Annotated in this window: 20 protein-coding genes and 2 pseudogenes; 7 read left to right on the top strand and 15 right to left on the bottom strand. The window is 68.5% G+C overall.

The genetic code is table 11. The features are described 5' to 3' along the window. Positions 1-175: 175 nt before the first annotated feature. Positions 176-1,186: pseudogene (locus G6N20_RS05525) on the top strand (IS256 family transposase); the annotation flags it as partial. Between the two features lie 145 nt (positions 1,187-1,331). Here the strand turns inward: G6N20_RS05525 and G6N20_RS05520 are convergent. From G6N20_RS05520 to G6N20_RS05495, 6 genes and pseudogenes are all read right to left on the bottom strand, one after another. Then, positions 1,332-4,598 (bottom strand): annotated as a pseudogene (locus G6N20_RS05520) (helix-turn-helix transcriptional regulator); the annotation flags it as partial. Between the two features lie 137 nt (positions 4,599-4,735). Then, complete coding sequence (locus G6N20_RS05515; RefSeq protein WP_083046924.1) at positions 4,736-6,766, bottom strand: peptidoglycan D,D-transpeptidase FtsI family protein; 2,031 nt, start codon at positions 6,764-6,766, stop codon at positions 4,736-4,738. After that, positions 6,667-7,671: a hypothetical protein gene (locus tag G6N20_RS05510; RefSeq protein ID WP_083046878.1), complete on the bottom strand. Its 1,005-nt coding sequence runs from the start codon at positions 7,669-7,671 to the stop codon at positions 6,667-6,669. Before G6N20_RS05510 ends, G6N20_RS05515 begins: the two co-directional genes overlap by 100 nt. After that, entirely contained in the window at positions 7,671-8,810 is a 1,140-nt protein-coding gene (rsmH, locus tag G6N20_RS05505; RefSeq protein ID WP_142271934.1) for a 16S rRNA (cytosine(1402)-N(4))-methyltransferase RsmH, read from the bottom strand. The genes G6N20_RS05510 and rsmH overlap by 1 nt, the downstream gene beginning before the upstream one ends. 1 nt (position 8,811) lies before the next feature. Next, a complete protein-coding gene (gene mraZ / locus G6N20_RS05500; RefSeq protein WP_083046876.1) occupies positions 8,812-9,243 on the bottom strand; it encodes a division/cell wall cluster transcriptional repressor MraZ in 432 nt (143 codons plus the stop codon). 362 nt (positions 9,244-9,605) lie between these two features. Beyond that, on the bottom strand, positions 9,606-10,016 hold the full coding sequence (locus G6N20_RS05495) for a DUF3040 domain-containing protein (RefSeq protein ID WP_083046875.1): 411 nt from the start codon (positions 10,014-10,016) through the stop codon (positions 9,606-9,608). Positions 10,017-10,294: 278 nt separating this feature from the next. On the opposite strand from G6N20_RS05495, the gene G6N20_RS05490 reads away from it, so the two are divergent. Both G6N20_RS05490 and lppM read left to right on the top strand, forming a co-directional pair. Continuing rightward, the gene (locus G6N20_RS05490) at positions 10,295-10,939 is read left to right on the top strand and encodes a GNAT family N-acetyltransferase (RefSeq protein ID WP_083046874.1); all 645 of its coding nucleotides are present in this window, start codon (positions 10,295-10,297) and stop codon (positions 10,937-10,939) included. 157 nt (positions 10,940-11,096) lie between these two features. After that, positions 11,097-11,744, top strand: a complete 648-nt coding sequence (gene lppM, locus G6N20_RS05485; RefSeq protein ID WP_083046923.1) for a lipoprotein LppM — start codon at positions 11,097-11,099, stop codon at positions 11,742-11,744. Here the strand turns inward: lppM and G6N20_RS05480 are convergent. Next, positions 11,741-12,646, bottom strand: a complete 906-nt coding sequence (locus G6N20_RS05480) for a mycobacterial-type methylenetetrahydrofolate reductase (protein WP_083046873.1) — start codon at positions 12,644-12,646, stop codon at positions 11,741-11,743. The two genes, lppM and G6N20_RS05480, sit on opposite strands and share 4 nt — an antisense overlap. A 287-nt stretch (positions 12,647-12,933) precedes the next feature. Between G6N20_RS05480 and idsA2 the strand changes: the two genes are divergently transcribed. Then, positions 12,934-14,004, top strand: coding sequence for a bifunctional (2E,6E)-farnesyl/geranyl diphosphate synthase (gene idsA2, locus G6N20_RS05475; RefSeq protein ID WP_142271933.1), 1,071 nt, complete (start codon positions 12,934-12,936; stop codon positions 14,002-14,004). Between the two features lie 3 nt (positions 14,005-14,007). After that, on the top strand, positions 14,008-15,531 hold the full coding sequence (locus G6N20_RS05470; protein ID WP_083046872.1) for an alpha-(1->6)-mannopyranosyltransferase A: 1,524 nt from the start codon (positions 14,008-14,010) through the stop codon (positions 15,529-15,531). On the opposite strand, the gene G6N20_RS05465 is transcribed toward G6N20_RS05470, so the two are convergent. Continuing rightward, positions 15,518-15,922, bottom strand: a complete 405-nt coding sequence (locus G6N20_RS05465) for an Rv2175c family DNA-binding protein (protein ID WP_083046871.1) — start codon at positions 15,920-15,922, stop codon at positions 15,518-15,520. The genes G6N20_RS05470 and G6N20_RS05465 overlap by 14 nt on opposite strands. Before the next feature lie 112 nt (positions 15,923-16,034). Between G6N20_RS05465 and G6N20_RS05460 the strand changes: the two genes are divergently transcribed. Beyond that, entirely contained in the window at positions 16,035-17,246 is a 1,212-nt protein-coding gene (locus G6N20_RS05460) for a protein kinase domain-containing protein (protein ID WP_083046870.1), read from the top strand. 16 nt (positions 17,247-17,262) lie between these two features. Here the strand turns inward: G6N20_RS05460 and G6N20_RS05455 are convergent, their stop codons facing one another. From G6N20_RS05455 to G6N20_RS05445, 3 genes are all read right to left on the bottom strand, one after another. Continuing rightward, entirely contained in the window at positions 17,263-17,553 is a 291-nt protein-coding gene (locus G6N20_RS05455) for a hypothetical protein (protein WP_083046869.1), read from the bottom strand. 51 nt (positions 17,554-17,604) lie between these two features. Then, complete coding sequence (locus tag G6N20_RS05450; protein WP_083046921.1) at positions 17,605-18,993, bottom strand: class II 3-deoxy-7-phosphoheptulonate synthase; 1,389 nt, start codon at positions 18,991-18,993, stop codon at positions 17,605-17,607. Positions 18,994-19,073: 80 nt separating this feature from the next. Further along, positions 19,074-19,565 (bottom strand): polyadenylate-specific 3'-exoribonuclease AS, encoded by a 492-nt coding sequence (locus G6N20_RS05445; protein ID WP_083046868.1) that lies wholly within the window; start codon positions 19,563-19,565, stop codon positions 19,074-19,076. 85 nt (positions 19,566-19,650) lie between these two features. Here G6N20_RS05445 and G6N20_RS05440 point away from each other — a divergent pair, with 85 nt between their 5' ends. Next, entirely contained in the window at positions 19,651-20,931 is a 1,281-nt protein-coding gene (locus G6N20_RS05440) for a glycosyltransferase 87 family protein (RefSeq protein WP_083046867.1), read from the top strand. Here G6N20_RS05440 and G6N20_RS05435 read toward each other — a convergent pair. From G6N20_RS05435 to G6N20_RS05420, 4 genes are all read right to left on the bottom strand, one after another. Continuing rightward, a complete protein-coding gene (locus G6N20_RS05435; RefSeq protein ID WP_083046866.1) occupies positions 20,928-21,671 on the bottom strand; it encodes a lysophospholipid acyltransferase family protein in 744 nt (247 codons plus the stop codon). The genes G6N20_RS05440 and G6N20_RS05435 overlap by 4 nt on opposite strands. A gap of 85 nt (positions 21,672-21,756) precedes the next feature. Further along, positions 21,757-22,152, bottom strand: coding sequence for a hypothetical protein (locus tag G6N20_RS05430; RefSeq protein ID WP_083046920.1), 396 nt, complete (start codon positions 22,150-22,152; stop codon positions 21,757-21,759). Further along, positions 22,149-23,426 (bottom strand): ArsA family ATPase, encoded by a 1,278-nt coding sequence (locus G6N20_RS05425; RefSeq protein WP_083046919.1) that lies wholly within the window; start codon positions 23,424-23,426, stop codon positions 22,149-22,151. Before G6N20_RS05425 ends, G6N20_RS05430 begins: the two co-directional genes overlap by 4 nt. Beyond that, entirely contained in the window at positions 23,423-23,857 is a 435-nt protein-coding gene (locus G6N20_RS05420) for an SRPBCC family protein (RefSeq protein WP_083046865.1), read from the bottom strand. The genes G6N20_RS05425 and G6N20_RS05420 overlap by 4 nt, the downstream gene beginning before the upstream one ends. Between the last annotated feature and the right edge of the window lie 22 nt (positions 23,858-23,879).

Raw genomic sequence — 23,879 nt, 5'->3', positions numbered from 1 at the left:
TCACCGCGGGGCAACGCTGCCTGCGCCGCCACCGTCGGGCAATCCCGTCATGACCACCATCGCGAACGAGGTTGTCCTCGACAGCTCGCCCCGCTAGATCGCAATCGGCTGCCGTTCGCACAGGGTCATCGCGTGATCCGTCGAACACCAGGCAGACCCCAAGGAGTTCTGCGCGATGAACAACCTCCGTCGCAACGCCGTGGAGACGTTGCTGGCCGACCGGCTCGCCATGGCGAGCCCCGACTTGCTGCGCGATCTGCTCTCGACGTTCATCCAAGCGTTGATGAGTGCAGAGGCCGACGCACTCTGCCACGCCGGTTACGGTCAGCGCACCCAGGTGCGCGCCAACAGCCGCAACGGCTATCGGCGTCGCGAGTTCGACACCCGCGTGGGCACGATCGAGCTGGCCATTCCCAAGCTCCGTGTCGGCAGCTATTTCCCGGACTGGCTCCTGGCGCGCCACCGCCGCGCCGAGCGGGCGCTCACCGATGTCGTCGCCGCCTGCTACCTGCTGGGTGTCTCCACCCGGCGGGTGGAGCGGCTGGCCGACGCCCTTGGGGTCATGGGCCTGTCCAGGTCGCAGCTTGCGGCGGTGGCTGCCGAACTCGACGAGACCGTGACGGCGCTGCGTAGCCGCCCGCTCGACCACGGCCGGTACCCGTTCATCGCCGTCGACGCGCTGGGCATCACGGTGCGCAGGCAAACACGCATCTGCGAGGCGCAGTTGTTGCTGGCCACTGGAGTCAACACCGGCGGCCACCGGGAGATGCTGGGCGCGCACCTCTCATCGGCCGACGGCGAGTCCGGTTGGCTAAGCTTGTTCCATGCGCTGATCACCCGCGGCCTGTCCGGGGTGGCCCTGGTGACCGGCGACTCCCATGCCGGCCTGCTGGCCGCTATCGACGCCACAATGCCAGGTGCGGTATGGCAACGCTGCATCACGCACTACACGACCAATCTGGTGTCGATCACCCCAACGTCGTCGCGGCCGTGGGTGCATGCCCTGCTGCACAGCATTTTCGACCAGCCAGACGCTGAATCCGTTGCGGCCCAATATGACCGGGTGATCGATGCGCTGGGCGAAAGGTTACCCGAGGTGGCCGGGCAGCTCACCGCGGCGCGCCCTGAGCTGCTGGCGTACACGGCGTTTCCCCGTGAGCTCTGGCGCCAGATTTGGTCCACCAACGGGTGGGGGGGCCGGACGCTCGAAACCCATCGCACGCCCCGCGGCGTTCGGTCGGCGAACTCAATCAGTGGACACTAGCGGTGCCGACCCCTGTGGCCCCGGCGGCCGCGCCGCAATACACCTCAGGCACGGCGTGCGATATCTCGGTGCGGTTAGCCGCCGCTTGGACGAGCTGGACGCGAGAGCTGAAGCCGAGTTTGGTGTAGATGTGGGTCAGGTGGGTTTGCACCGTCCGAGGTGAGACGAAAAGCCGGGTGGCAATGTCCTTGTTGGCCAATCCTTCCGTCACCAGTCGCACGACGTCGATCTCGGTGGGCGTAAGTGACTCCCAACCGGTGGCCGGCCGTTTTCGCCAGGAGCGGCCACGCTGCGCATACCCGATCGCCTCGTCGGTGGACAACGCCTCACCGGCCGCCCAGCAGCTGTCGAAGTCGCTCGCACCCATCGCATCCCGGAGCGCCGCCACCGACTCCTCATATCCGGCCTGGTGAATCGCGAAGCGGACCAAGCCGAATCGCCGCCGGATGGCCTCGGCCGCGCCGAAAAGCCTGGCCGCTTCCCGGTGATTGCCCGCGTCGCCGGCCAAACCGGCAAGGCATTCGAACACATCCGGCAGATCCACGTGCGCCCCGCTGTCGGCCGCGCAGGCGAGCGCCTTGTGTGCGTCACGTTCCGCTTCTGCCCGCTTGCCTTCGGCGATCGCGATCCTGGCGCGCGCCGTCAACGCCACCGTCAAATGCCGGCCGGTCATCGACTGCACGGCATCGTCGCACCAGCGTCGGGCCGCGACGAGATCCCCGTCGGCCAACGCAACCTCGGCATTGAACGCGCGCTGAGCCGCCGCCGTCTGGGGCATGGCCACGCTCAGGTTCTGCCAGGCCGCCTGGCTGGCATGCTTCGCCGTTTCCACGTCGCCCGACGCCAGCGCGGTGGTGGCCAACGCCGAATAGCCCATGCCCGCGAAGTACTCGCCCAGATCGGCAGCGGTGAGGGCCGCATCCGCTGCCGCCCGAGCCGCACTCGGCTCCCCCCGTAAGGAAAGGGCAAAGGACAGGCCCTGCAGGCTATTCGCCTTGTGCATGACTTCGTGAGCCGCCTCGGCCTCGGCGACGACCTCGCGGAATTGTGCTGCGGCCTGGGCCAGATCCCCCCGCATCAGTTGTGCGAACCCGAGACACCATCGGCACCACAGCGAATCGGATCGATCGCCGATGGCATCCGCCAGTTTGCGTCCCTCCTCGGCGGACGTGCGCGCCGCGATCGGGCAACCGGCCACCACCGCGTCGATTGCCTGAAACGTGAGGATTTGGGCCAGCCGCCACCGATCGTCAAGGGCGCGGGCGAGCTCGATCGCCTCGGCGAAGTACGGTGCGGCCACCTCGGCGCGGGCCACCGCCACGGCGACCAGCCCACAGGCCGTGAGCGTGCGGGACAGCAGCGTCGGGTCGTCGACCTCGCGCGCGATCGCCAGTGCCCGTTGGGCCTGCTCCATGCCCGCGGCGGCGTCGACGAAGATATCCAGCAGCGCCCTGTCGGCAAGCGCCCGCGCGCGCACCGCAGGCGCCACCTCGGTCCGGACGGTGCTCTCGTCGGCTTTCTCGGCGCCGAGGATGGCATCAAACCAGGCCCGCCCCTCCCGGATGCGGCCCCGGGTCATCCACACCGGCAGCAGCGCGGACGCCAGCGCCAAGGCCGGTTCGGCATCGGAATTCTCCCGGCTCCACCCGAAGGCGGCCCGCAGGTTGTCGATCTCGATCTCAGCCTGGTCGAGACGCTGGGCATAGTCCACCCGGCCCGGGTCGTCGAGCAGGGCCGCCAGCGCGGTGTAGTGGTCGCGGTGGCGCGCCCGGACGCCGTCGACCTCGCCGGCCTCATCGAGCCTTTCCAGCGCGTATTCGCGCATCGTCTCCAGCAGCCGGTAGTAGGTTCGCCCGCCCCTTTCCTCGGCCATCACCAGCGACTTATCGACCAGCAGGGTGAGCTCGTCGAGGACCTGATAGCGCTGAACATCACCACAACCGGCGACCGCTTGCGCGTCATCGAGAACAAAGCACCCTGCAAACACCCCTAGCCTGCGGAACAAGACGCGTTCGGGTTCGGTCAACAGCGCATACGACCAATCCACCGAGGCCCACAGCGTCTGATGGCGCCGCGACAAGGTACGCGCACCACCGGTCAACAGCTGAAATCGGTCACGCAGCCCATCGAGGATATCGGGCAGCGACAACGCCCGCACCCGCGCCGCAGCCAGCTCGATCGCCAGCGGCAAACCGTCGAGGCGCTGACAAATCTGGGTCACCAACGCACAGTTGTCATCGGAGAGACGGAAATCAGGCCGAACCCGCCGGGCCCGAAAGCTGAACATCTGGATGGCCTCATCAGCCAGCGACAGCGGCGGCACCCGGTAGCTCACCTCACCCGAAACGCGGATCGGCTCACGACTGGTCGCCAACAGCCGCACCCCCGGACACGCCCCCACCAGGGCCACCACCAAGACCGCGACCGCCTCGATCAGGTGCTCGCAGTTGTCCAGCACCAGCAACGCGCGCCGCCGACCAAGGAATCGCAGCACGGTGTCCGTCGTGGAACGGCCCGGCTGATCGTGCAGGCCCAGCGTGCGCGCCACCGTGATCGGCACCAGATCGGGGTCGGTGATCGGCGCCAGGTCCACGAACCACGCACCGCCAAACTCCCCGGCGACCTGGGCCGCGACCGTGGCCGCCAACCGGGTCTTGCCCACCCCGCCCGGGCCGGTCAGGGTGACCAGCCGGTTGTCGGCCACCAGCTGATGGACCTCACTGATCTGCGCGGTGCGTCCCACGAAACGCGTCAAGTGCACCGGGAGGCCATGAGCCGGCACGTCATCGGTGGCCCGCAACGGCGGAAAATCGACACACAGATCGGGATGGCATAGCTGGACCACCCGCTCCGGCCGCGGCAGATCACCCAGCCGATGAGTCCCCAGGTCAACCAGCCATGCCCCGTCGGGCAGCCGATCGAGGACCAGGCTCTCGGCGGTACCCGACAACACCGTCTGGCCCCCATGCGCCAGATCACGCAGGCGCGCCGTCCGGATCATGGTCGGACCGGCGTAGTTGCCCGGGTCGCGCGGCCGCACCTCTCCGGTGTGAATGCCGATGCGCAATCGAATCGGGGCCAGCGGCGCCCGCTGCAGGTCCACAGCTGCGGCCACCGCATCGGAGACGCGCGTGAACGCGATCACAAAACTGTCACCCGCACCCTGCTCGACCGGCCGTACTCCGTCATACGCGGCGGTCACGCCGGCCAACACTGCATCGAGGCGCTCGACCGCGGCGCTCATCTCCTCGGGGTGGGCATCCCACAGCCCCGTCGACCCCTCCACATCGGCTACCAGCAACGTCACCGTGCCCTGCGGCAGCGATTCACTCACGCCCAACATCGCGCTCCTCGGTCGCCCTAATGCTAGCTACCTCCACCAGGGCGTCGGGAGCCGTTTTGTCGAGTCGGTCGCGGGTGCGGCAGGCCCGACGTGCAGCCAATGACGGCGCACGGCAGGGCGCACCCGGCTCAGCTGGCCTGCAACACCAGCGGCGGTCCCGGGTCGGGTGACAGCGGGACGTTCTCGCGCTGCATCAGCCAGGCCGCGATGTTGTGGAACAGCGGGGCCGCCGAGTGGCCCGGCGAACCGTCGGAGTTGCGCTCCGGGTTGTCCATCATCAGGCCGATCACGTAGCGGGGATTGTCCACGGTGGCCATACCGGCGAAGGTGATCCAGTAGACGTTGTCGAAATAGCAGCCACAGCCGGGGTTGATCTGCTGTGCGGTCCCGGTCTTGCCGGCCATCTGATAGCCGGGAACCGCGGCCGCCGGCCCGGTGCCCTGCTGGTAGCCCATCGGGTCGTGCTGCACGACGGCGCGCAGCATCTGACGCACCGTCTGCGCGGTGTGCGCCGACACCACCCGGACCCCGTCGGGTCGCGGCTCTTCGGTCCGGGTGCCGTCGGGTGCGATGGTGGCCTTGAGGATCCGTGGGGGGATCCGCACCCCGTCGTTGGCGATCGCCTGGTACATGGCCGTCATCTGCAGCAAGGTCATCGAAAGCCCTTGGCCGATAGGCAGGTTCGAGAATGTGCTGCCCGACCACTGGTCGATCGGCGGCACCACTCCCGCGCTCTCACCCGGTAGCCCCACCCCGGTGCGCTGACCCAGCCCGAACCTGCGGACCATGTCGTAATAGCGCTCCGGGCCGACCCGCTGCGCCAGCATCAGCGTGCCGACGTTGGAGGACTTGCCGAACACACCGGTGGTGGTGTACGGCATCACGCCGTGCTCCCAAGCGTCGTGCACGGCGACGCCACCCATCTGGATCGAGCCGGGCACCTGCAGCACCTCGTCGGGGTGGGAGAGCCCGTACTCGATCACCGAGGACGCGGTGATGATCTTGTTCACCGACCCCGGCTCGAACGGCGAAGACACCGCCAAATTGCCCAGCTGCTTGTCGCCCTGCCGCCCGATGTCTTGCGACGGGTCGAACGTGTTGTCGTTGGCCATGGCGAGCACTTCGCCGGTCTTGGCGTCGAGCACGACGGCCGAGACGTTGCGGGCACCCGACAGGTTCTTTGCCTGCTGCACCTGCTGCTGCACATAGAACTGGACGTCGCTGTCGAGGGTGAGCTGGACGGTCGACCCGTGCACCGCCTTGTGCCGATTGCGGTAACTGCCGGGAATGACCACACCGTCTGACCCGCGGTCGTAGGTGACCGAGCCGTCGGTTCCGGCCAGCACGGCATCCAGGGCGTCCTCCAGGCCCAGCAGCCCATGGCCGTCCCAGTCGATGCCGCCAATCACGTTGGCCGCCAGCGAGCCGCCCGGATATTGGCGCAGATCCTGCCGCTCGGAACCGACTTCGGGATACTTCTCGGTTATCGCGGCGGCGATGGCGGGGTCGACGGCACGCGCCAGGTAGACAAAGGACTCGTTGCTGTGCAGCTTCTTCAGCAAGGTCGCGGCGTCGGGCTTGTTGTTCAGCTTTCCGGCGATCTCCTTGGCGATGTCGGTCAGCCGCTGCTGCGGGTCCGGTGCGCGCGCGGATTTCTGCCTGGCCTCCTCCAGTTGCTGGCGGATTCGCTTGGGCTGGAACGTCAATGCGCGTGCCTCGATGGTGAACGCCAGCCGGTCGTTGTGGCGGTCGACGATGGCGCCGCGTACCGCCCGTTCGACGTCGGTGACCTTGAGCTGGCCGGCGGCCTGGGCCCGCAGGTCGGCGGCGTGTGACACCTGCAGGAAGAACAGCTGCGTCGCGGCCACCATCAGCAACACGACAATCACCGCGTTGCCGGCCCGATGCCGGAACACGAACGACGCACCGCGGGTGGCCACGTCCACCGCCTGGCGGGTGCGCCGCTGCCGCGCCGAGCGACCCGCCGGGACCGGTTCGGCGGACCCGCGCGCGGGACGCCTGGACCGCCCCGGACGCGCCCGGCGGGTGTCGCCGCGACTCACCTGGGGATCCCTGGCGCGGTGGTGGCGACCGGGCCGAACTGCTCGCCGTTGACCGGCAGCGGCGCGGGGACCTGGAGCCCGCCCGGGGCCGGAGATGGTTGCGGCGTGGGCACTTCCGCCGGCCCCGGACCGGGGGGCTGCGGCAGCTGAGTCGGCCACGGCGCGGTGCCCAGCGTCGACGCACCGTCTGGAGCGCGCAGCAGGAGCTGCGGGCCGGGCCGCGCCGGCGGCGGGGGGTCACCCGGACCCGGTGACAGCCGGACGGGAACCTCGGGGGGGACGGCCGGCGGCTTGGGGGGCGGCGGCCCCTCGTCGGGCAGCTTGGTGTTCAGCGGCGGCGGCGGAACGCCGTCGGCCGGTTTGGGAGTGCCGACCACCACCCAACCACCGTCGGGGGCCGGCACCAGATGGGCGGTGTCCCTGGTCGGGATCATGCCCTGGTTGCGGGCCGCCTCGGCCAACGCCGGCGCGGATTCTGCCGCACGCACGTCGCGTTCCAGCGCCTCCTTCTGCTGTTGCAGCATCCGGGTCCGTTCCCGGGCGTGGCCCAGCTGGTAGGAGCGCTCGGCGGCGTCGGTGGACAACCACAGCGTCAGACCCAGTCCAACCCCGAGTGAACCGATGACCAGCACGACGAAGGGAACCCTGCTCGCCAACGTGCGCGGTCGCAGGTCGATCGCTGCCAGCCGCGCGGCCCATCGCTCAATCGGCTTGGGCCGGATGACTTTTGGTGCCTTGGCCTGGCGTGCCTTGGCTCGTGCCTTTGCCTGGACGGTGTTCTTGGGCCGGGCCGGCCGCTCGACCGGGCGCGGCAGCGGGCTGGTGTGCGGCCCCGACGTGGGCACCCGCGCCTCTCGATTCGGCGCGGTGGGCTTGCCGGCTCGGGCGCGACGCGATGACGCCGAGTCGGCCGCGGAGCGCCTGCCCGTTCGGACGGCGCCGTCGAGTCGGCTGCGACGATCGCCGTTGCGGCGTCTGGGCGCCTCGCGCTTGGCCTTCATCAACCGCCCTTCCCTATTCGTTGCAGTGCCCGCAACCGCACGGCGGCGCTGCGGGGGTTGCGCTCCACCTCGGCCGCGTCCGCTCGTTCAGCGCCGCGCGTCAGTGACCGGAATCGCGGCCCGTGGCCGGGAAGTTCGACCGGGAGTCCGGGCGGCGTTCGGGAGGCGACCGCCTCGGCGAACACCCGCTTGACCATCCGGTCCTCCAGCGATTGGTAGGCCAGCACCACGATGCGCCCGGCGACGGTAAGGGCCGCCAGCGCCGCGGGCAGGGCGCGGCTCAGCGACTCCAGCTCGTCGTTGACCGCGATGCGCAGCGCCTGGAACGTTCGTTTGGCCGGATGCCCGCCGGTGCGCCGGGCCCCAGCCGGAATCGCCTTGTAGAGCAGGGCAACCAGCTCGGCGGTCGAGGTGAGCGGGGCTCGTGCGCGCTGGCGGACGATCTGGGCGGCAATGCGGTGCGCGAATCGTTCCTCACCGTAGCGGCGCAAAATGTCAGCCAGTTCGGCCTCGTCGTAGGTGTTGACGATGTCGGCCGCCGTCAGCGCTGCGGACGGGTCCATCCGCATGTCCAGCGGCGCGTCCTTGGCGTAGGCGAATCCTCGCTCGGCGCGGTCGAGCTGCATCGACGAGACACCCAGATCGAATAACACGCCATCCACCGATTCCATTGCGCTGTAACCGGATTCGGTCAGCGCCGCGGCGAGGTCGTCATAGCGCGCGTGCACCAGCGTGAGCCGGCCGGCGAAACGCGCCAACCGAGCCCGGGCGATGTCCAAAGCGCTCGGGTCCCGGTCGAGTCCGATCAGCCGCAGGCCCGGCAGGGATGACAGAAACCGCTCCGCGTGCCCGCCCGCGCCCACGGTGGCGTCGACCAGGACCGCCTTCGATCCCGCCGGGTCGTATCGGGTCAGTGCCGGGGTGAGCAACTCGACGCAACGGTGCGCCAGCACCGGCACGTGGCCGAAATCAGCTGACCCGGAGCCAGATTCGTCAGCCATTGGGACACCTCCCCGGGTCTGGCGGTACCTGACGCGTGGCGTCCGTGCACCCTGGTCCCTGTCCGAAGGCACGAACCTGGCGTTGGGGAAGTACGCCAGGGTCGGTTCGGGCAGAGACCACGGTGCAGGGGCATGCACCTCAGAAGATGTCGCCGAGTGCTTCATCGCTGGCCGCGGAGAAGTTCTCTTCATGGATTTGCTGGTAGTTGTGCCAGGCCTGGGCATCCCAGATCTCGAGGTAATCGACCGCGCCGATCACCACGCAATCCTTAGACAGGCCCGCGTAGCGCCGATGGTCGGCCGACAGCGTGATCCGGCCCTGGCCGTCGGGATGTTGTTCGTCGGTGCCCGCTGCGAGGTGACGCAAAAACGCTCGGGCTTCCGGGTTGCTTCGCGGCGCCTTGCTCGCCCGGCGCGCCAGCAGCTCGAACTCCGCACGCGGGTAGACGGCCAGGCTGTGATCTTGGCTCTTGGTGACCATCAACCCCCCTGCCAATGCGTCGCGAAACTTGGCCGGCAACGTCAGCCGACCCTTGTCGTCGAGTTTGGGCGTGTAGGTGCCGAGAAACACCAGGCCACCTCCACCCAGGGTCGCTCCGACCTACCCGAACGCTTCAGCCACCATACCCCACAATCCCCCACTTTGCCCCATTAATGGGGTGTCGTGGCCGTGTTTCGCGGCCGATCCGTCACCCCACATCGGGTGCGGGCCAGTTCCAGCGCCCACCCAACACGCCAGCGATGTCAAGAAAACAGCATTTCAGAAGGCACTGACCGGTAGACGGGGTGGAAGTGGGGCCGAGTGGGGCCAATTTCGGGTGACGGCGCGTCACAACTGCGGCTCAGTACGGTCAACCCGGTGTGACAATGGGGCAGCCCAGACTGGTGACAATGGGGCAGCCTAGGCTGCCCGCCACATCGTGGCGCGTTCGGCTACTCGTCGAAGCGACGCCGGAACCGGTCCTCCATCCGGCTGGTGAACGAGCCACCGGCACCCTTGCCGCGACGTTGGCGCCCTGACCCGGACCCCGATCCCGGTCCGCCGTGGTCCGCCCTACCCGGCAGCCGGGGACCGGTGATGGCAAACACCACACCGGCGAACATCGCCACGAAGCCGAAAACACTGAGAATGGGGAAGCTTCCGATCATCGTGGCCTTGAACGCCACACCGGAAACCAGCATCCCCAGGCCGATGACGAACAACGCCGCGCCCTGCAGACGCCGCCGTGCGGTCGGCGCCCGAAAGCCCCCGCCACGGACCGTCGAGGCGAACTTGGGGTCCTCGGCGTAGAGAGCGCTCTCGATCTGGTCGAGCATCCTCTGCTCATGATCGGAGAGTGGCATACGTCCCTCCTTGCCGACAGACCGTCACGTAACTACCGATAGCATGCCGATGCCCGTTGTGGGGGCAACTAACTCAGATGATACGAGGTCGATCTGCGCCGTACCACTGGTTCGCGGGCGATTCTATCCGTCCGCGCACCGGTGACGCCGCAGGGACGCGTTGGGCCGCAATGGCCCTGCGGCCCCACACAGCGACCGCTCGTCGAGCCGCCCGCGCCACATCCGATACTGGTGGAGACGCACCGCGCCGGGTCAGTGTTTGAGGAGGACACCGCGAGTTGGCGATATTCCTCATCGATCTGGCGCCCAACGATATGGAACGCCGCCTCGGCGACGCGCTGCGTGTGTATGTCGACGCGATGCGCTACCCCAGGGGCACCGAGAACCAGCGCGCCGCCATGTGGCGGGAACATACCCAGCGGCGCGGCTGGCAGGCGGTCGCGGCCGTCGAGATAGCTTGCGACCACGCCACCGACGCGGTCGATCCAACGGCGGCAACGCGAGCCGGCGAGCGCGCCGGTCCCACGCCCGCCGAATTGCGCGGCGCGCCCATGCTCGGCGTTGCCTACGGCTACCCCGGGGCACCGGGTCAGTGGTGGCAACAGCAGGTCATCCTGGGCCTGCAACGCAGCGGCTTCCCACCCCAGGCGATCGACCGGTTGATGTCCAGCTACTTCGAGTTGACCGAATTGCACATTCATCCCCGTGCCCAAGGCCGTGGCCTCGGCGAGGCATTGACCCGCCGACTGCTCGCCGGTCGCCGGGAGCACCACGTCCTGCTCTCCACGCCGGAGACCATCGGTGAAGCCAACCGGGCGTGGCGGTTGTACCGGCGGCTGGGTTTCACCGACGTCATCCGCGGCTACTACTTCTCCGGTGACCCACGGGCGTTCGCGATCCTGGGCCGCGCGCTACCTCTATAACCCCCGCGCTACCGGTAGTACCCGCGTCCGCGACGGCGCGCCGACGCGGCCACACCGGGTCTGGCACGATGACCTGGTGCCTGCCAGCTCTGCCCCAATTCCAGCCCGAGGATCCCGGGCACTCAGTGCCCGGCCGCGCCGGGTGCTGGCCATCGCGATGCTGCTGATGCTGGTACCCCTGGCGACCGGGTGCTTGCGGGTCCGAGCATCGATCACCATCTCGCCCGATGACCTGGTGTCCGGGGAGATCGTCGCCGCGGCCAAACCCAAAACCAGCAAAGACATCGGTCCGCAGCTCGACAGCAACAACGTGGCGTTCGGCCAGAAGGTTGCCGTCTCGAACTACGACAGCGATGGCTACGTGGGGTCGCAGGCGGTGTTTTCCGATCTGACCTTCGCCGAGCTGCCGCAGCTGGCCAACATGAACTCCGACGCCGCCGGAGTCAGTCTGTCGCTGCGCCGAAACGGCAACCTGGTGATCCTGGAGGGCCGGGTCGATCTGACGTCACTGACCGATCCGGACGCCGACGTCGTGTTGACCGTCGCCTTCCCGGGACCGGTGACCTCCACCAACGGTGACCGGATCGAGCCCGAGGTGGTGCAGTGGAAGCTCAAGCCGGGCGTGGTCAGCACCATGACCGCGCAGGCCCGCTACACCGATCCCAACACCCGCTCGTTCACCGGGGCGGGCATCTGGCTGGGAATCGCGTCGTTCACCGCCGCCGGGGTGGTGGCCCTGCTGGCCTGGCTCGGCCGGGACCGCTCCCCCCGGTTCACCGCATCGGGCGACCAGCCGCCCAGCTAGAAATGGCTACCCCCGTTGTCGGGCGCCCAGTAGGCAAGCATCTCCGCGAAGGTCTCGAAAGCCGGACCGGAAACGCCATACGTTGCCTCGAGATGGACGCTGAGCGGAAAGCCCAGGTCGGCCACGCCGTCTATTACGCGCTGGTACAGCTCGACCATCAGCCGGCGCTTCTGAGCGGGTTCGCTAGCCGCCAACTTCTTCACGAATGCCTGCTCATCGGCCACCGCGGCGTTGCCCGGATCCTGGATCAGCCAACGGATCAGGCCGACACGGTCCTCGACCGCAGGCACGAAGCCGAACGACAGCAGGATTTCGGGCCGATGATCGGTGCTCTTGGCGAACTCGGTCAGGAAATCCACGATCGCGTCGGAATACAGCAACTGGGTCATGCCGTAGGTGGCGCCCCGCTGGCACTTGAAATCGAACCGGCCCTGTTCGCCGTCTCGGGTGGGGATCACGATCACGCCGCGGTTGGGCACCAACTCGCGATAGATCGACAAGGCGTCGGTCGGCGCCACGCCGCAGCCCTCGCCGTCGTTCATCGTGCGCGGCACGCCGACGAAGACCACGCCCTCCAGGCCAGCGGCGGACAGGTCGGTGAGTCGCTGGCGCAGGGATGACTCGTCCATGAATGCGGTGACCTGCGTGCACAGGCCGGCCAGGCCCGGCAACTCCGGCTTGATGATGGACCAGAAGTCCAGCACGTCCAGCTTGTGCCGCATCGGGACGGGACGATCGTCGTCCTCGGCGATCATCCCCGGAATCATCACGTGTCGGATCCGGCCGTCCAGGCCGGACTCGGCCGAGTACCGCAGCACTTTGCTTGCATCTTCCAGTGCCCGTTCTTTGCCACCGTCCACATTCGGTGGCACCAGCTCGAGCGCGATGGTGTTCAGCGTCACACGGCTCCTCTTCGTTCGATTCCTCATTCCCCGACCGCGCCACGCCGCGCATACCCTGTGGTGCTGGGCGGGCCAGCCACCCCAGGCCACCACGCCAGCATAGGGGCGCGGGGATACCACCCGCTTGCCGGCGAACAGCAAGTCGGCCTCAACAAAGTCTCGCCCACGTCGGGCACAAGCCGCCACCTAAGCCCAGGCAGAATACACTGTCGGGCCAGAGTAGATGCCGACCGGAAAGGGGCGCCGCGCTGAGCCACAATGCGCCGGCAGCACCGGCAACCGCCGAGTTGGCCAGCGCAATCACCGACCAACTGCGACGTTACCTGCGCGTGCGTCGCAGGGAGGCCGCCTACATTGCCGTTCCGGGGGGCGCCGACTACGACGTCTTGACGGCCTGGCTGGAAAGCTTCGCACTGCGCAGCGGCAAACGGCTGCGGCCGATCTTCGCTTACTGGGGCTGGCGCGCCGTGGCACCCGAGGAGCCCGCTGCCGATGTGCTGCTGCTGTTTTCCGCGCTGGAACTGCTGCACGCCTGGGCGCTGGTGCACGACGACGTCATCGACGCCTCGGCCACCCGCCGCGGCGGGCCGACGGCCCATATGCACTTCGCGTCGCTGCACCGCGAGCGGAACTGGCGAGGCCCGGCCGAGCAGTTCGGGATCTCGGCGGCCATCTTGCTCGGTGGCGTGGCGCAGGCCTGGGCCGATGACATCGTCTCCGAGGTCTGCCAGGCCGCCCTGTCACCCGACGCGGCGCGGCGGGTCCACCGCGTCTGGTCCGACATCCGCACCGAGGTGCTGGGCGGGCAATACCTCGACATCGTCGCCGAGGCCAGCGCGGCCGAGTCGATAGCCTCGGCGATGACCGTGGCCACCTTCAAGACCGCCGGCTACACGGTCTCCCGACCGCTGCAACTCGGGGTGGCGGCCGCCGCCGACCGACCCCACGTGGCGGCCATCTTCGGCCAGTTCGGCAACGACCTCGGGGTGGCCTTCCAGCTGCGCGACGACGTGCTCGGGGTGTTCGGGGATCCGGCGGTGACCGGCAAGCCGTCCGGCGACGACCTGAGGTCCGGAAAGCGCACCGTGCTGCTGGCCGAGGCCGCCGCCTTGGCGGAGGAGTCGGATCCGGCGGCGGCCCAGCTGTTACGGACCTCGATCGGCACGAAGCTGACCGACGCGCAGGTGCGCGAGCTGTGCGCGGTGATCGAGGGCGTGGGCGCACTGGCCGCAGCCGAGAGCCGCATCGCCGCGCTCACCCAACGGGCGCTGACCACGCTGGCGTCGGCACCCATCAACGCGGCAGCCAAGGCCGGGTTGTCCGAGCTGGCCAGGATGGCCACCGACCGGTCCGCTTGAGCGATGATTCCCAGTCCCACCCCGGAAGCCGACACTGCGGCTAAAGTATCTGTTGGTCAACGCCTTTCGCAATTCTGCGGGTTCGCGACGGCCCCGGAGGCCGGGCCGGCGCGGCTGGGTTTGCTGGCAGCGGCGCTGATCACCGCGGGCGGGCTGGGCGCGGGCAGCACCCGCCAGCATGACCCGCTGCTGGAATCGTTTCACCTGTCCTGGCTGCGCTTTGGCCACGGGCTGGTGCTGTCGTCGATGCTGTTGTGGCTGGGTGTGGCGCTCATGCTGATCGCGTGGCTGAGGTTGGGTCAACGTGTTTTGGCCCGGGCGGCCACCGAGTTCACCATGCGGGCCACCACCGCCTTCTGGTTGGCGCCGTTGCTGCTGTCGGTCCCCGTCTTCAGCCGCGACACCTACTCGTACCTGGCCCAGGGGGCGCTGCTGCGCGACGGCCTGGACCCCTACGCCGTCGGTCCGGTGGGTAACCCGAATCCGCTGCTGGACGATGTCAGCCCGATCTGGACGATCACCACCGCGCCCTATGGTCCGGCGTTCATCCTGGTCGCCAAGCTGGTCACGGTGATCACCGGCAACAACGTCGTCGCCGGAACCATGCTGCTGCGGTTGTGCATGCTGCCCGGGCTGGCGCTGCTGATCTGGGCCGCTCCCCGGCTGGCTCGCCAGCTGGGCGCCGACGGCCCCACCGCGCTGTGGATCTGCGTTCTCAACCCCCTGGTGCTCATCCATCTGATGGGCGGGGTGCACAACGAGATGCTCATGGTGGGCCTGATGGCCGCCGGCATCGCGCTGACCCTGCAGCGCCACCATGTCGCGGGCGTCACGCTGCTGACGGTCGCCACCGCGGTCAAAGCCACCGCCGGGCTGGCGTTGCCGTTCCTGTTTTGGGTATGGGCGCGTCATCTGCGCGCCGACCGCGGATACCGGCAGGTCCCGGCGTTCCTGGCGGCCGCCTTGTCATCCCTGGTGATCTGCGCGGTGGTGTTCGCGGTGTTGTCCGCGTTGGCCGGTGTCGGCCTGGGCTGGCTGTCCGCGCTGGCCGGGTCGGTGAAGATCATCAACTGGCTGACCGCGCCGACCGCGGCGGCCAACCTCATCCACGCCTTTGGCAGCGGGTTCTTCGCGGTCGACTTCTACCCGTTGCTGCGGGTCACCCGGCTCATCGGCATCACGATCATCGCGGTGTCGCTGCCGGTGTTGTGGTGGCGGTTCCGACGCGACGACCGGGCCGTGCTGACCGGCATCGTGTGGGCGATGCTGATCGTGGTGTTGTTCGTGCCCGCCGCCTTGCCGTGGTACTACTCCTGGCCGCTGGCGGTGCTGGCTCCGCTGGCCCAGTCACGGCGCTGGATGGCGGCGATCGCCGGGGTCTCGACGTGGGTCATGGTGATCTTCAAACCCGACGGCTCGCACGGCATGTATTCCTGGCTGCACGTCGGCCTGGCGACCGCGTCGGCGCTGCTGGCCTGGTATTCGCTGTACCGGGCACCGGAGCCGCGGGTCGCTAGTATGCCATAGCCTGCGCCCGGCGCACGACCTCGCGGGCCTGGTGGGCGTGCAGCGCATCCACCGGGCGGGCGTTGCTGATGGCGTCGCGCGATCCGTCGCGGGTGATGGTCAGCGACGGATCACGGGTAAACAGCCAGCGCACGATCTCGGTCTCGTGATAACCGCCGTCGTGCAGGATCGTCAGCAGCCCGGGCAGGCTCTTGACCACCTCACCGGAGGGGGTGAAGAACACCTGCGGCACGACCACACCGCCTGCGCGCCGCACCCCGACCAGCTGACCTTCCCGCAGCTGCTGGTGCACCTTGCTGAGCGGTACCCCGAGCAGCTCGGCCACCCGGGCCAAATCGTAGGTTGGTTCGTCGGGGTCGAGAACATCGTCGCCGGCCGGAATGCTGCCCACCGCGTCAGTGTAGAACCTGGTGGGTAGCCAAGTCCCCGATTGAGCCGAGGTTCTCCCCACCTACCATGGCCCAGTGGCTGCAGCAAGGACAGGCGACCCGTTGGTCGGCGCCATGCTGGATGGGCGTTACCTGGTCCAGGCCAGGATCGCCAGTGGCGGCACCTCCACGGTCTATCGGGGCCACGACGTCCGGCTGGACCGCCCCGTCGCGCTGAAGGTGATGGACCCGCGCTACGCCGGCGACCAGCAATTTCTCACCCGCTTCCACCTCGAGGCCCGCACGGTCGCCCGCCTGAAGGATCCCGGGTTGGTCGCGGTCTACGACCAGGGCCAGGATGGCCGACACACGTTTCTGGTGATGGAGCTCATCGACGGTGGCACGCTGCGAGAGCTGTTGGCCGAACGCGGTCCGATGCCCCCGCACGCCGTGGTGGCGGTGCTGCGCCCGGTGCTGGGCGGGCTGGCCGCCGCCCATCGGGCCGGCCTGATCCATCGCGACATCAAACCCGAGAATGTGCTGATCTCCGACGACGGCGACGTCAAACTCGCCGACTTCGGGCTGGTCCGCGCCCTCGCCGCCGCCGGAATCACCTCCACCAGTGTCATTTTGGGTACCGCGGCCTACCTGTCCCCCGAGCAGGTGCGCGACGGCAACGCCGATCCCCGCAGCGATGTCTACTCGACCGGGATTCTCACCTACGAATTGCTGACCGGGCGCACACCGTTCGCCGGCGACTCAGCGCTATCGATCGCCTACCAACGGCTGGATCACGATGTGCCGTGCGCCAGCACTGTCATCGATGGCGTACCAACCCAATTCGATGAATTTGTGGCGTGCGCAACCGCCCGCGACCCCACCGATAGATACGCCGACGCCAGCGAGATGGCCACGGATCTGAACGCCATCGCCGCGGAACTGGGGCTGCCCGACTTCCGGGTGCCCGCGCCGCGCGACTCCGCCCAGCATCGATCGGCGGCGGTGCACCACGGCCAGGTCGGCCAGCACCGGGGTGCCCGGGCGCCAGCCACCGCGCCGGGGCGCCAGCCGACCCGCCAGTTCACCCGCCCACCGGACGACTGGCCCGGGCCGGTCCCATCGGCGCACCCCGCGGTCGAGCCCGGCTCCCCCGACCGACACGGACACGACCGCGCACCGGCGGCAGAACGATTCGCCGGCATCGCCCTAGACGAATTCGTCTGGGCGCGACAGCACGCCCGACGCATGGTGCTGGTCTGGATCGCGGTCGTGCTGGCGCTCACCGGGCTGGTCGCGACCGCGGCATGGTCGATCGGCGGCAACCTCGGCGGCCTGCTCCAACTCTAACCTCGCAACACCGTCTTCAGAAGCGCACTTCGAGGTGGCACGTGACCGTGTAGGGGTAGCCGGCGCGCCCCCTGGTCTCGGTGAGGTCGAGGCGGTAGACGCCGTCGGGGCCCGTCGGGATCCGGCTCACCGACTGGTCGAATCCATCGATGCCCGATGCCGTCGTCTCACCGAGAAGCGCGGGCAGCCCACCGCTGGGGCACGGCCGAACCTGGGGGCGCCGCCACGACGCACCCACCACCTTCAGCTCGAGCGCTTCACCGGTCAGGCTGCCTTCGGCCGCGACGGTGGTCTTGCCGTCCGTCACGGTGTCCAGCGGACGGGACGGCTGGGTCAGCCGTTGGCGCGTCGGGCCGGGTCAGTCGCGCAACATCTCGGCGACCAGGAACGCCAACTCCAGCGACTGTTGGGTGTTCAGTCGCGGGTCGCACGCCGTCTCGTAGCGGCCGGCCAAGTCGTGGTCGGAAATGTCTTGCGCGCCACCGAGGCATTCGGTGACGTTCTCCCCGGTGATCTCGACATGGATGCCGCCCGGGTGGGTTCCCAGGGCTCGATGCACCTCGAAGAAGCCCTGCACCTCGTCGACAATGCGATCGAAGTGCCGGGTCTTGTACCCGGTGGATGATTCGTGGGTGTTGCCGTGCATCGGATCGCACTGCCAGATCACCTGGTGACCGGTGGCCTGCACCTTTTCCACGATGGGCGGCAGCAGATCACGGACTTTGGTGTTGCCCAGCCTGCTGACCAGCGTCAGCCGGCCCGGCTTGCTGTTCGGGTCGAGTCGTTCGACGTACTCGACGGCCAGCTCCGGGGTCATCGTCGGGCCCATTTTGACGCCGATCGGGTTGGCGATCACCTCGGCGAACGCGATGTGCGCACCATCGAGTTGCCGGGTCCGCTCACCGATCCACACGGTGTGCGCCGACAGGTCATACAGTTGCGGTTGCCCGTTTTCATCCTCCGACAGACGCAGCATGGCCCGCTCGTAGTCGAGCACCAACGCCTCATGGCTGGCATAGATCTCGGCGGTTTGCAGATTGCGGTCGGCCACACCGCAAGCGCTCATGAACCGCAACCCCCGATCGATCTCGGTGGCCAGCGCCTCGTAGCGGGCACCGGCCGGCGAGGTACGGACGAACTCCCGGTTCCAGTCGTGGACCAAGTGCAGCGACGCCAGACCCGACGAGGTCAACGCGCGCACCAAGTTCATCGCGGCGCTGGCGTTGGCGTAGGCCCGAACCAGCCGGGACGGATCGTGCTCGCGCGCCGCGGGGTCGGGGGCGAAGCCGTTGATCATGTCACCGCGGTAGGACTTCAGGCCCAACGCGTCGATCTCGGCCGACCGCGGTTTGGCGTACTGGCCGGCGATGCGGGCAACCTTCACCACCGGCAGGCTGGCACCGTAGGTGAGCACCACCGCCATCTGCAACAGGGCGCGGATATTGCCCCGGATGTGGGGTTCGGTGTTGTCGACGAACGTCTCGGCGCAGTCGCCCCCCTGCAGCAAGAACGCCTCACCCTGGGCAACCTGGGCAAGCAGCTCCTGCAGCCGGACGATCTCGGACGGCACCGTCACCGGCGGCACGCTTTCGAGCACCGTGCGCATCGGTATCGCCTGGTCGGCGGGCCAGCTGGGTTGCTGGGCGGCCGGCTTGGCCAGCGCCGCGTCCAACCGGGCCCGCAGGTCGGCGGGCAGCGGCGGCAACGTCGGCAGCTGGTCGATCGGGATGTCGACGGTCCAGTTCATCGGTCCATGGTAACCGTGGCCCGATGCCCGAGGCCGCCGGCTGATCAGCACGAACTCGCCATCAACTCTGGCTCGCACGGTCACCGGCCGCCGCCGGCGGAGGTGATGATTTGGTATCGGCGCAGCTGGTCCCGAGCGTCGACCAGCGCGTCGTGGACATCGCGGGGCCGCGGCGGCAGCGGCGGGCACCCGCGGTCCTCCCACAGCTGCCGCAGTTCCCGGGTGAAGCGGGGCAACGCGCGCGGCAGGCCGGTCATCGAGCCCCACAACTGGCACAGGGCCACGTGGTCGTAGGCCCCCACCCAAGCCCACAACTCGATGGGATCGGCGTCGTGCACGCCGAAGAACTCCTCGAGGTCCTGGCGGATCTGACTGCGCGAACGCCACACCGGCGAGGCCGGTGGCGGCAATTTGGGTAGCACATGGGCGCGCACCCAGCTGCCGGCGCGCTCGGGATCGAATTCGGTGGACACCGCGTAGTATTCGCGGCCATCCTCGGCGACCACCCCGATCGAGATCAGGTCGATGACGCGACCGTCCTCGATGAATTCGGTGTCATAGAAGTACCGCACGCAGGCAACGTAGTCCTCGGCCCCACCCGTGCGTCACGCTGCACGACGCGGCGCGCGCAACGCACCGATTAGGCTGTCGGGCGACATGACGAAATGGCAGGCGCCCGACGGGGGCGGTCGACTGGGGCGAGTCGGGGCGTGGGGCCTACTCGGGCTGGTGGCCGCCGCCGCCCTGGGCCACCTGGCCGGGCGACTGTTTGGGCACACGCCGTACCGCATCGACATCGACATCTATCAGATGGGCGGTCAGGCCTGGCTGGACGGGCGCCCGCTCTACGGCGGCGTGTTGTTCCACACACCCATCGTGGACCTGCCCTTCACCTATCCCCCGCTGGCGGCCATCGCGTTCAGCCCGTTCGCCTGGTTGCGGATGCCGGCCGCCAGCGTCGCGATCACGCTGGTGACGTTGGTTCTGCTGATCGTGTCGACCGTGGTGGTGTTGACCCGCCTCGACGTGTGGACCGCCTCCAAGCTGCTGGCCGGTCCGGCGTGGCTGCGCCGGTTGTGGCTGGCCGTGGTCATCGTGGTGCCGGCGTCGATCTGGCTGGAGCCGATCGACTCGAACTTCGCCTTCGGTCAGATCAATGTCGTGCTGATGACCCTGGTGCTCATCGACTGCTTTCCCCGCCACACGCCCTGGCCGCGCGGGCTGGCGCTCGGGTTGGGGATAGCGCTGAAGCTGACCCCGGCGGTGTTTCTGCTGTACTTCCTGCTGCGTCGGGACCACCGGGCGGCGCTGCGGGCGGTGGCGACGTTCACGGCCGCGACGCTGCTCGGCTTCGTCCTGGCCTGGCGCGATTCCTGGGAGTACTGGACCCGCACGCTGCACCACACCGACCGCATCGGTGAGGCGGCGCTGAACACCGATCAGAACATCGCGGGTGCACTGGCTCGGCTGGGACTCGGGGAGCACGAACGCTTCCCGCTGTGGGCGCTGGCCTGCCTGTTGGTGCTGGCGGCCACCGTTTGGGCGATGCGGCGGGTGCTGCGGGCGGGCGAACCGACGTTGGCCGTGATCTGCGTCGCCTTGTTCGGGTTGGTGGTTTCACCGGTTTCGTGGTCTCACCACTGGGTCTGGATGCTGCCGGCGGTGCTGGTGACGGGTGTGCTGGCCTGGCGGCGGCGAAACGTCGCGCTGGCCGTGGTCACCGCGGCCGGGCTGGCGTTGATGAGGTGGACACCCATCGACCTGCTTCCCAAACACCGCGAAACCACCGCGGCCTGGTGGCGTCAACTGGCCGGGATGTCCTACGTGTGGTGGGCGTTGGCGGTGATCCTGGTCGCCGGACTCACCGTTGCCGCCCGACTGACGACGAAGAGCCCACCGGCGCCCAGGCCGACCCCGGTCCCGGCCGCCAGCTGCTAACCGGCCGCGGTCTCCGGAATCCGCGCGGCCTCCGTGGAACCGGGATTGGCGCCGGCACGGGCCGCGCTGGCGCCGCCTTTGACGCTCGCGGCGTAGATGTCGACGTACTCCTGCCCCGACAACCCCATCAGCTCGTACATCACCTCGTCGGTGACCGCCCGCTCGATGAAGTGGTTACCGGCCAACCCCTCGAACCGGGAGAAGTCCATCGGCTTGCCGAAACGAACGGTGACCCGGCCGAACCGCAGCATCTTGCGACCCGGCGGATTGACGACGTTGGTGCCGATCATCGCCACCGGAATCACCGGAACCCCGGTCTGCAAGGCGAGTCTGGCCAGTCCGGTCTTGCCCTTGTACAGCCGACCGTCGGGCGACCGAGTTCCCTCGGGGTACAGGCCCAACAGCTTGCCCTGACCCAGCAGCCGCTCGGCGGCCTCCAACGCGGCCTGCGCGGAGTCGGCGTTGGTGCGGTCGATGGGGACCTGCCCGGAAACGCTGTAGAACCAGCGGTTGATCCAGCCCTTCAGGCCGGTGCCGGTGAAGTATTCCGCCTTGGCCAAGAACCAGATCCGGCGGCGCACGACCAACGGAAGGTAGAAGCTGTCCGCCACGGCGAGGTGGTTACTGGCGAGGATGGCCGGCCCGGAACTCGGGATGTGTTCCAGTCCTTCGACTTTCGGCCGACCGAGCAGGGTGAAGAGGGGGCCCATGAAAATGTACTTGAACAGGTAGTACCACATGGCCCTCCCTCTCGCCCACACCGGATGGCGTCTGGGCCAACTGTACCCATCCGCGATGGCTGCGACCACCTCGCGAGGTGGCGGCTCACTCGTGGAGGATCACCGGGATCGGCTGGTAACGCGGTTGTGCGGCGCCGTCACCGTTTCTGGTCTCACCGCCCGGGTCGCTGGTGAGACCGCCGCCCGGCGGGCCGTCCGGCGGCGGTTTCGCCGATTTGTCGATGTCGTCGACTATGGCGCGAATCACATCGAGCAAGGCGACACTGTGGTCGGCGATGACGGTCAGCAACGGGTGCTGCTCGCCGTTGACCAACGCGGCCAGCGCGCACACCGGACACCACACCTGCTGGCATTTGCCGGTCCCGACCCCGGCACCCGATGCGATCGTGGCCGCCGCCCGCACCGCCGGGTCGATCCCGTCCAGGATTGCCTGCGCAAGCCGGCGCAGCTCGGGCACGACATCGGTATGAACCCCGCTCATCGTGGCCATACCTCCGGATCCGGTCGAAAACGAACTGTCAGCTCACTGCCCCGCAGATGTGCGTCCAGCACCGTACACCGCCGCAGCACGGACGCCAACCGAATCCGGCGCCGCACACCGCCGGCGCTGATGATCAGGTCATCCTCGGATCGGCCCAGTGTCAGCGATCCGGGGTCGAGCTGGGGCAACGCTAACCGCAGTCGGTACACCGACGCCAGCCCCGACCCGGATTCCAGGTCGACGACGGGACGCAGCGGACCCGGTGGCGCGCCTCCGCGGCGTCGACGCGCGCTGTCGAGCAGTCCGGCCAGCGCCTTGGGGCCGATCGGCTCGCTGGCTACGTGGGGAACCAGCAACAGCGCCACGTCCCCGATGGTGGCGCCGAGTTCGTCAAGCACCCCGCGTTGCTCGGCGATGCGTTCGGCATACCAGTAGAACGCCGGATGATCGGGCAGGCTGCGGTACTCGTAGATCTCGTCTCGCACGAGAACCTGGTTGACCAGCAGCTCCTGGACCCGCACCCCCATCAACGCCAAAGATCCCAGCGTGCGGGCCGCCTCGGCGGCGACCACCCGCTCGGGGGTCAACACCAGGTGCGCACAGACCCGGTCGCCGTCGGTGAGCAACGCGCTGAGCCGCTCGACGCCGGCGCTGGTACGCTCCAGCAGTTCCACGACCGCGGCCGACCGAACGTCGTCGGCCGCGATGGCCAGCCGGCGGTGTCGTGGCCACGCGCGTTCCACGTACAGCGCGAACGCGGCGGGCAGCGTCAGCATCCGCAGCGCGTCCGCGGTCGAGGCGCAGTCGACCACGATCCGATCCCATCGTCCGGCCGCCGCCAGCTCACCCACGGCGTGCAGCCCGAGCACGTCCTGAACACCGGGCAACGCCGAAAGCTCCTCGGGGGCAATGCTGCTCAGCTCGGAGTCGGGAAATCGCCGGTCCAGGGCGTCGACCACGCCACGCCACCGGCCCTCGAGCAGGGCCAAGGTATCCAGTGCCAGCGCATCGAGAAATCCGCCGCCGGCGTCGGGGTCATCGGTGTCGAGATCGGCCACTACCCGCACGGGATCTGCGCGACCGGTCGGCGCCACCTCGATGCCCAGCACGTCGCCCAGCGAGTGGGCTTGATCGGTGGAAACCAGCAGCACCCGCTGACCGGCGCTGGCATCACAGACCGCGGTGGCAGCCGCCAGGGTGGACTTTCCTACCCCGCCTTTGCCGACGAAGAGACTGATCCGGGCCGGGCTGGGCGGCGCAACGGACTCCCTCAGCCCTCGACTCGCTTCTTCAGGTCCTTCAAGGCACCGTCGATCAACCTGCGTTCGGCCTTGCGCTTGAGCATCCCGATCATCGGGACGGCCAGGTCGACCGCGAGCTCGTAGGTCACCTCGGTCCCAGAACCCTTGGGCGCCAGCCGATATGAGCCTTCGAGCGACTTGAGCAGCGAGCTGGATTCCAGTGTCCAGCTCAGCGATTGGCGATCCGCCGGCCACTCGTAGGACATGATCAGGGTGTCTTTGAAGATGGTTGCGTCCATCAGCATCCGCGCCCGCTTGGGGTAGCCCTCGTCGTCAGCCTCCAGGACTTCGACTTCCTTGTACTCCGAAATCCATTCCGGGTAGGCCGCGATGTCGGCGATCGCCTTCATCACCTCGCCCGGACTCGCGTCGATGTAGATGGTCTGCGTCGTCTTGTCCGCCACTGGTTATTCCCTTTCCCCGCCA

Origin of the sequence: Mycobacterium shinjukuense, from assembly GCF_010730055.1 — a bacterium.
Lineage (GTDB): Bacteria > Actinomycetota > Actinomycetes > Mycobacteriales > Mycobacteriaceae > Mycobacterium > Mycobacterium shinjukuense.
The sequence above is the reverse complement of the archived record's forward strand: the minus strand, read 5'-3'. Positions and strand labels throughout refer to the sequence as shown.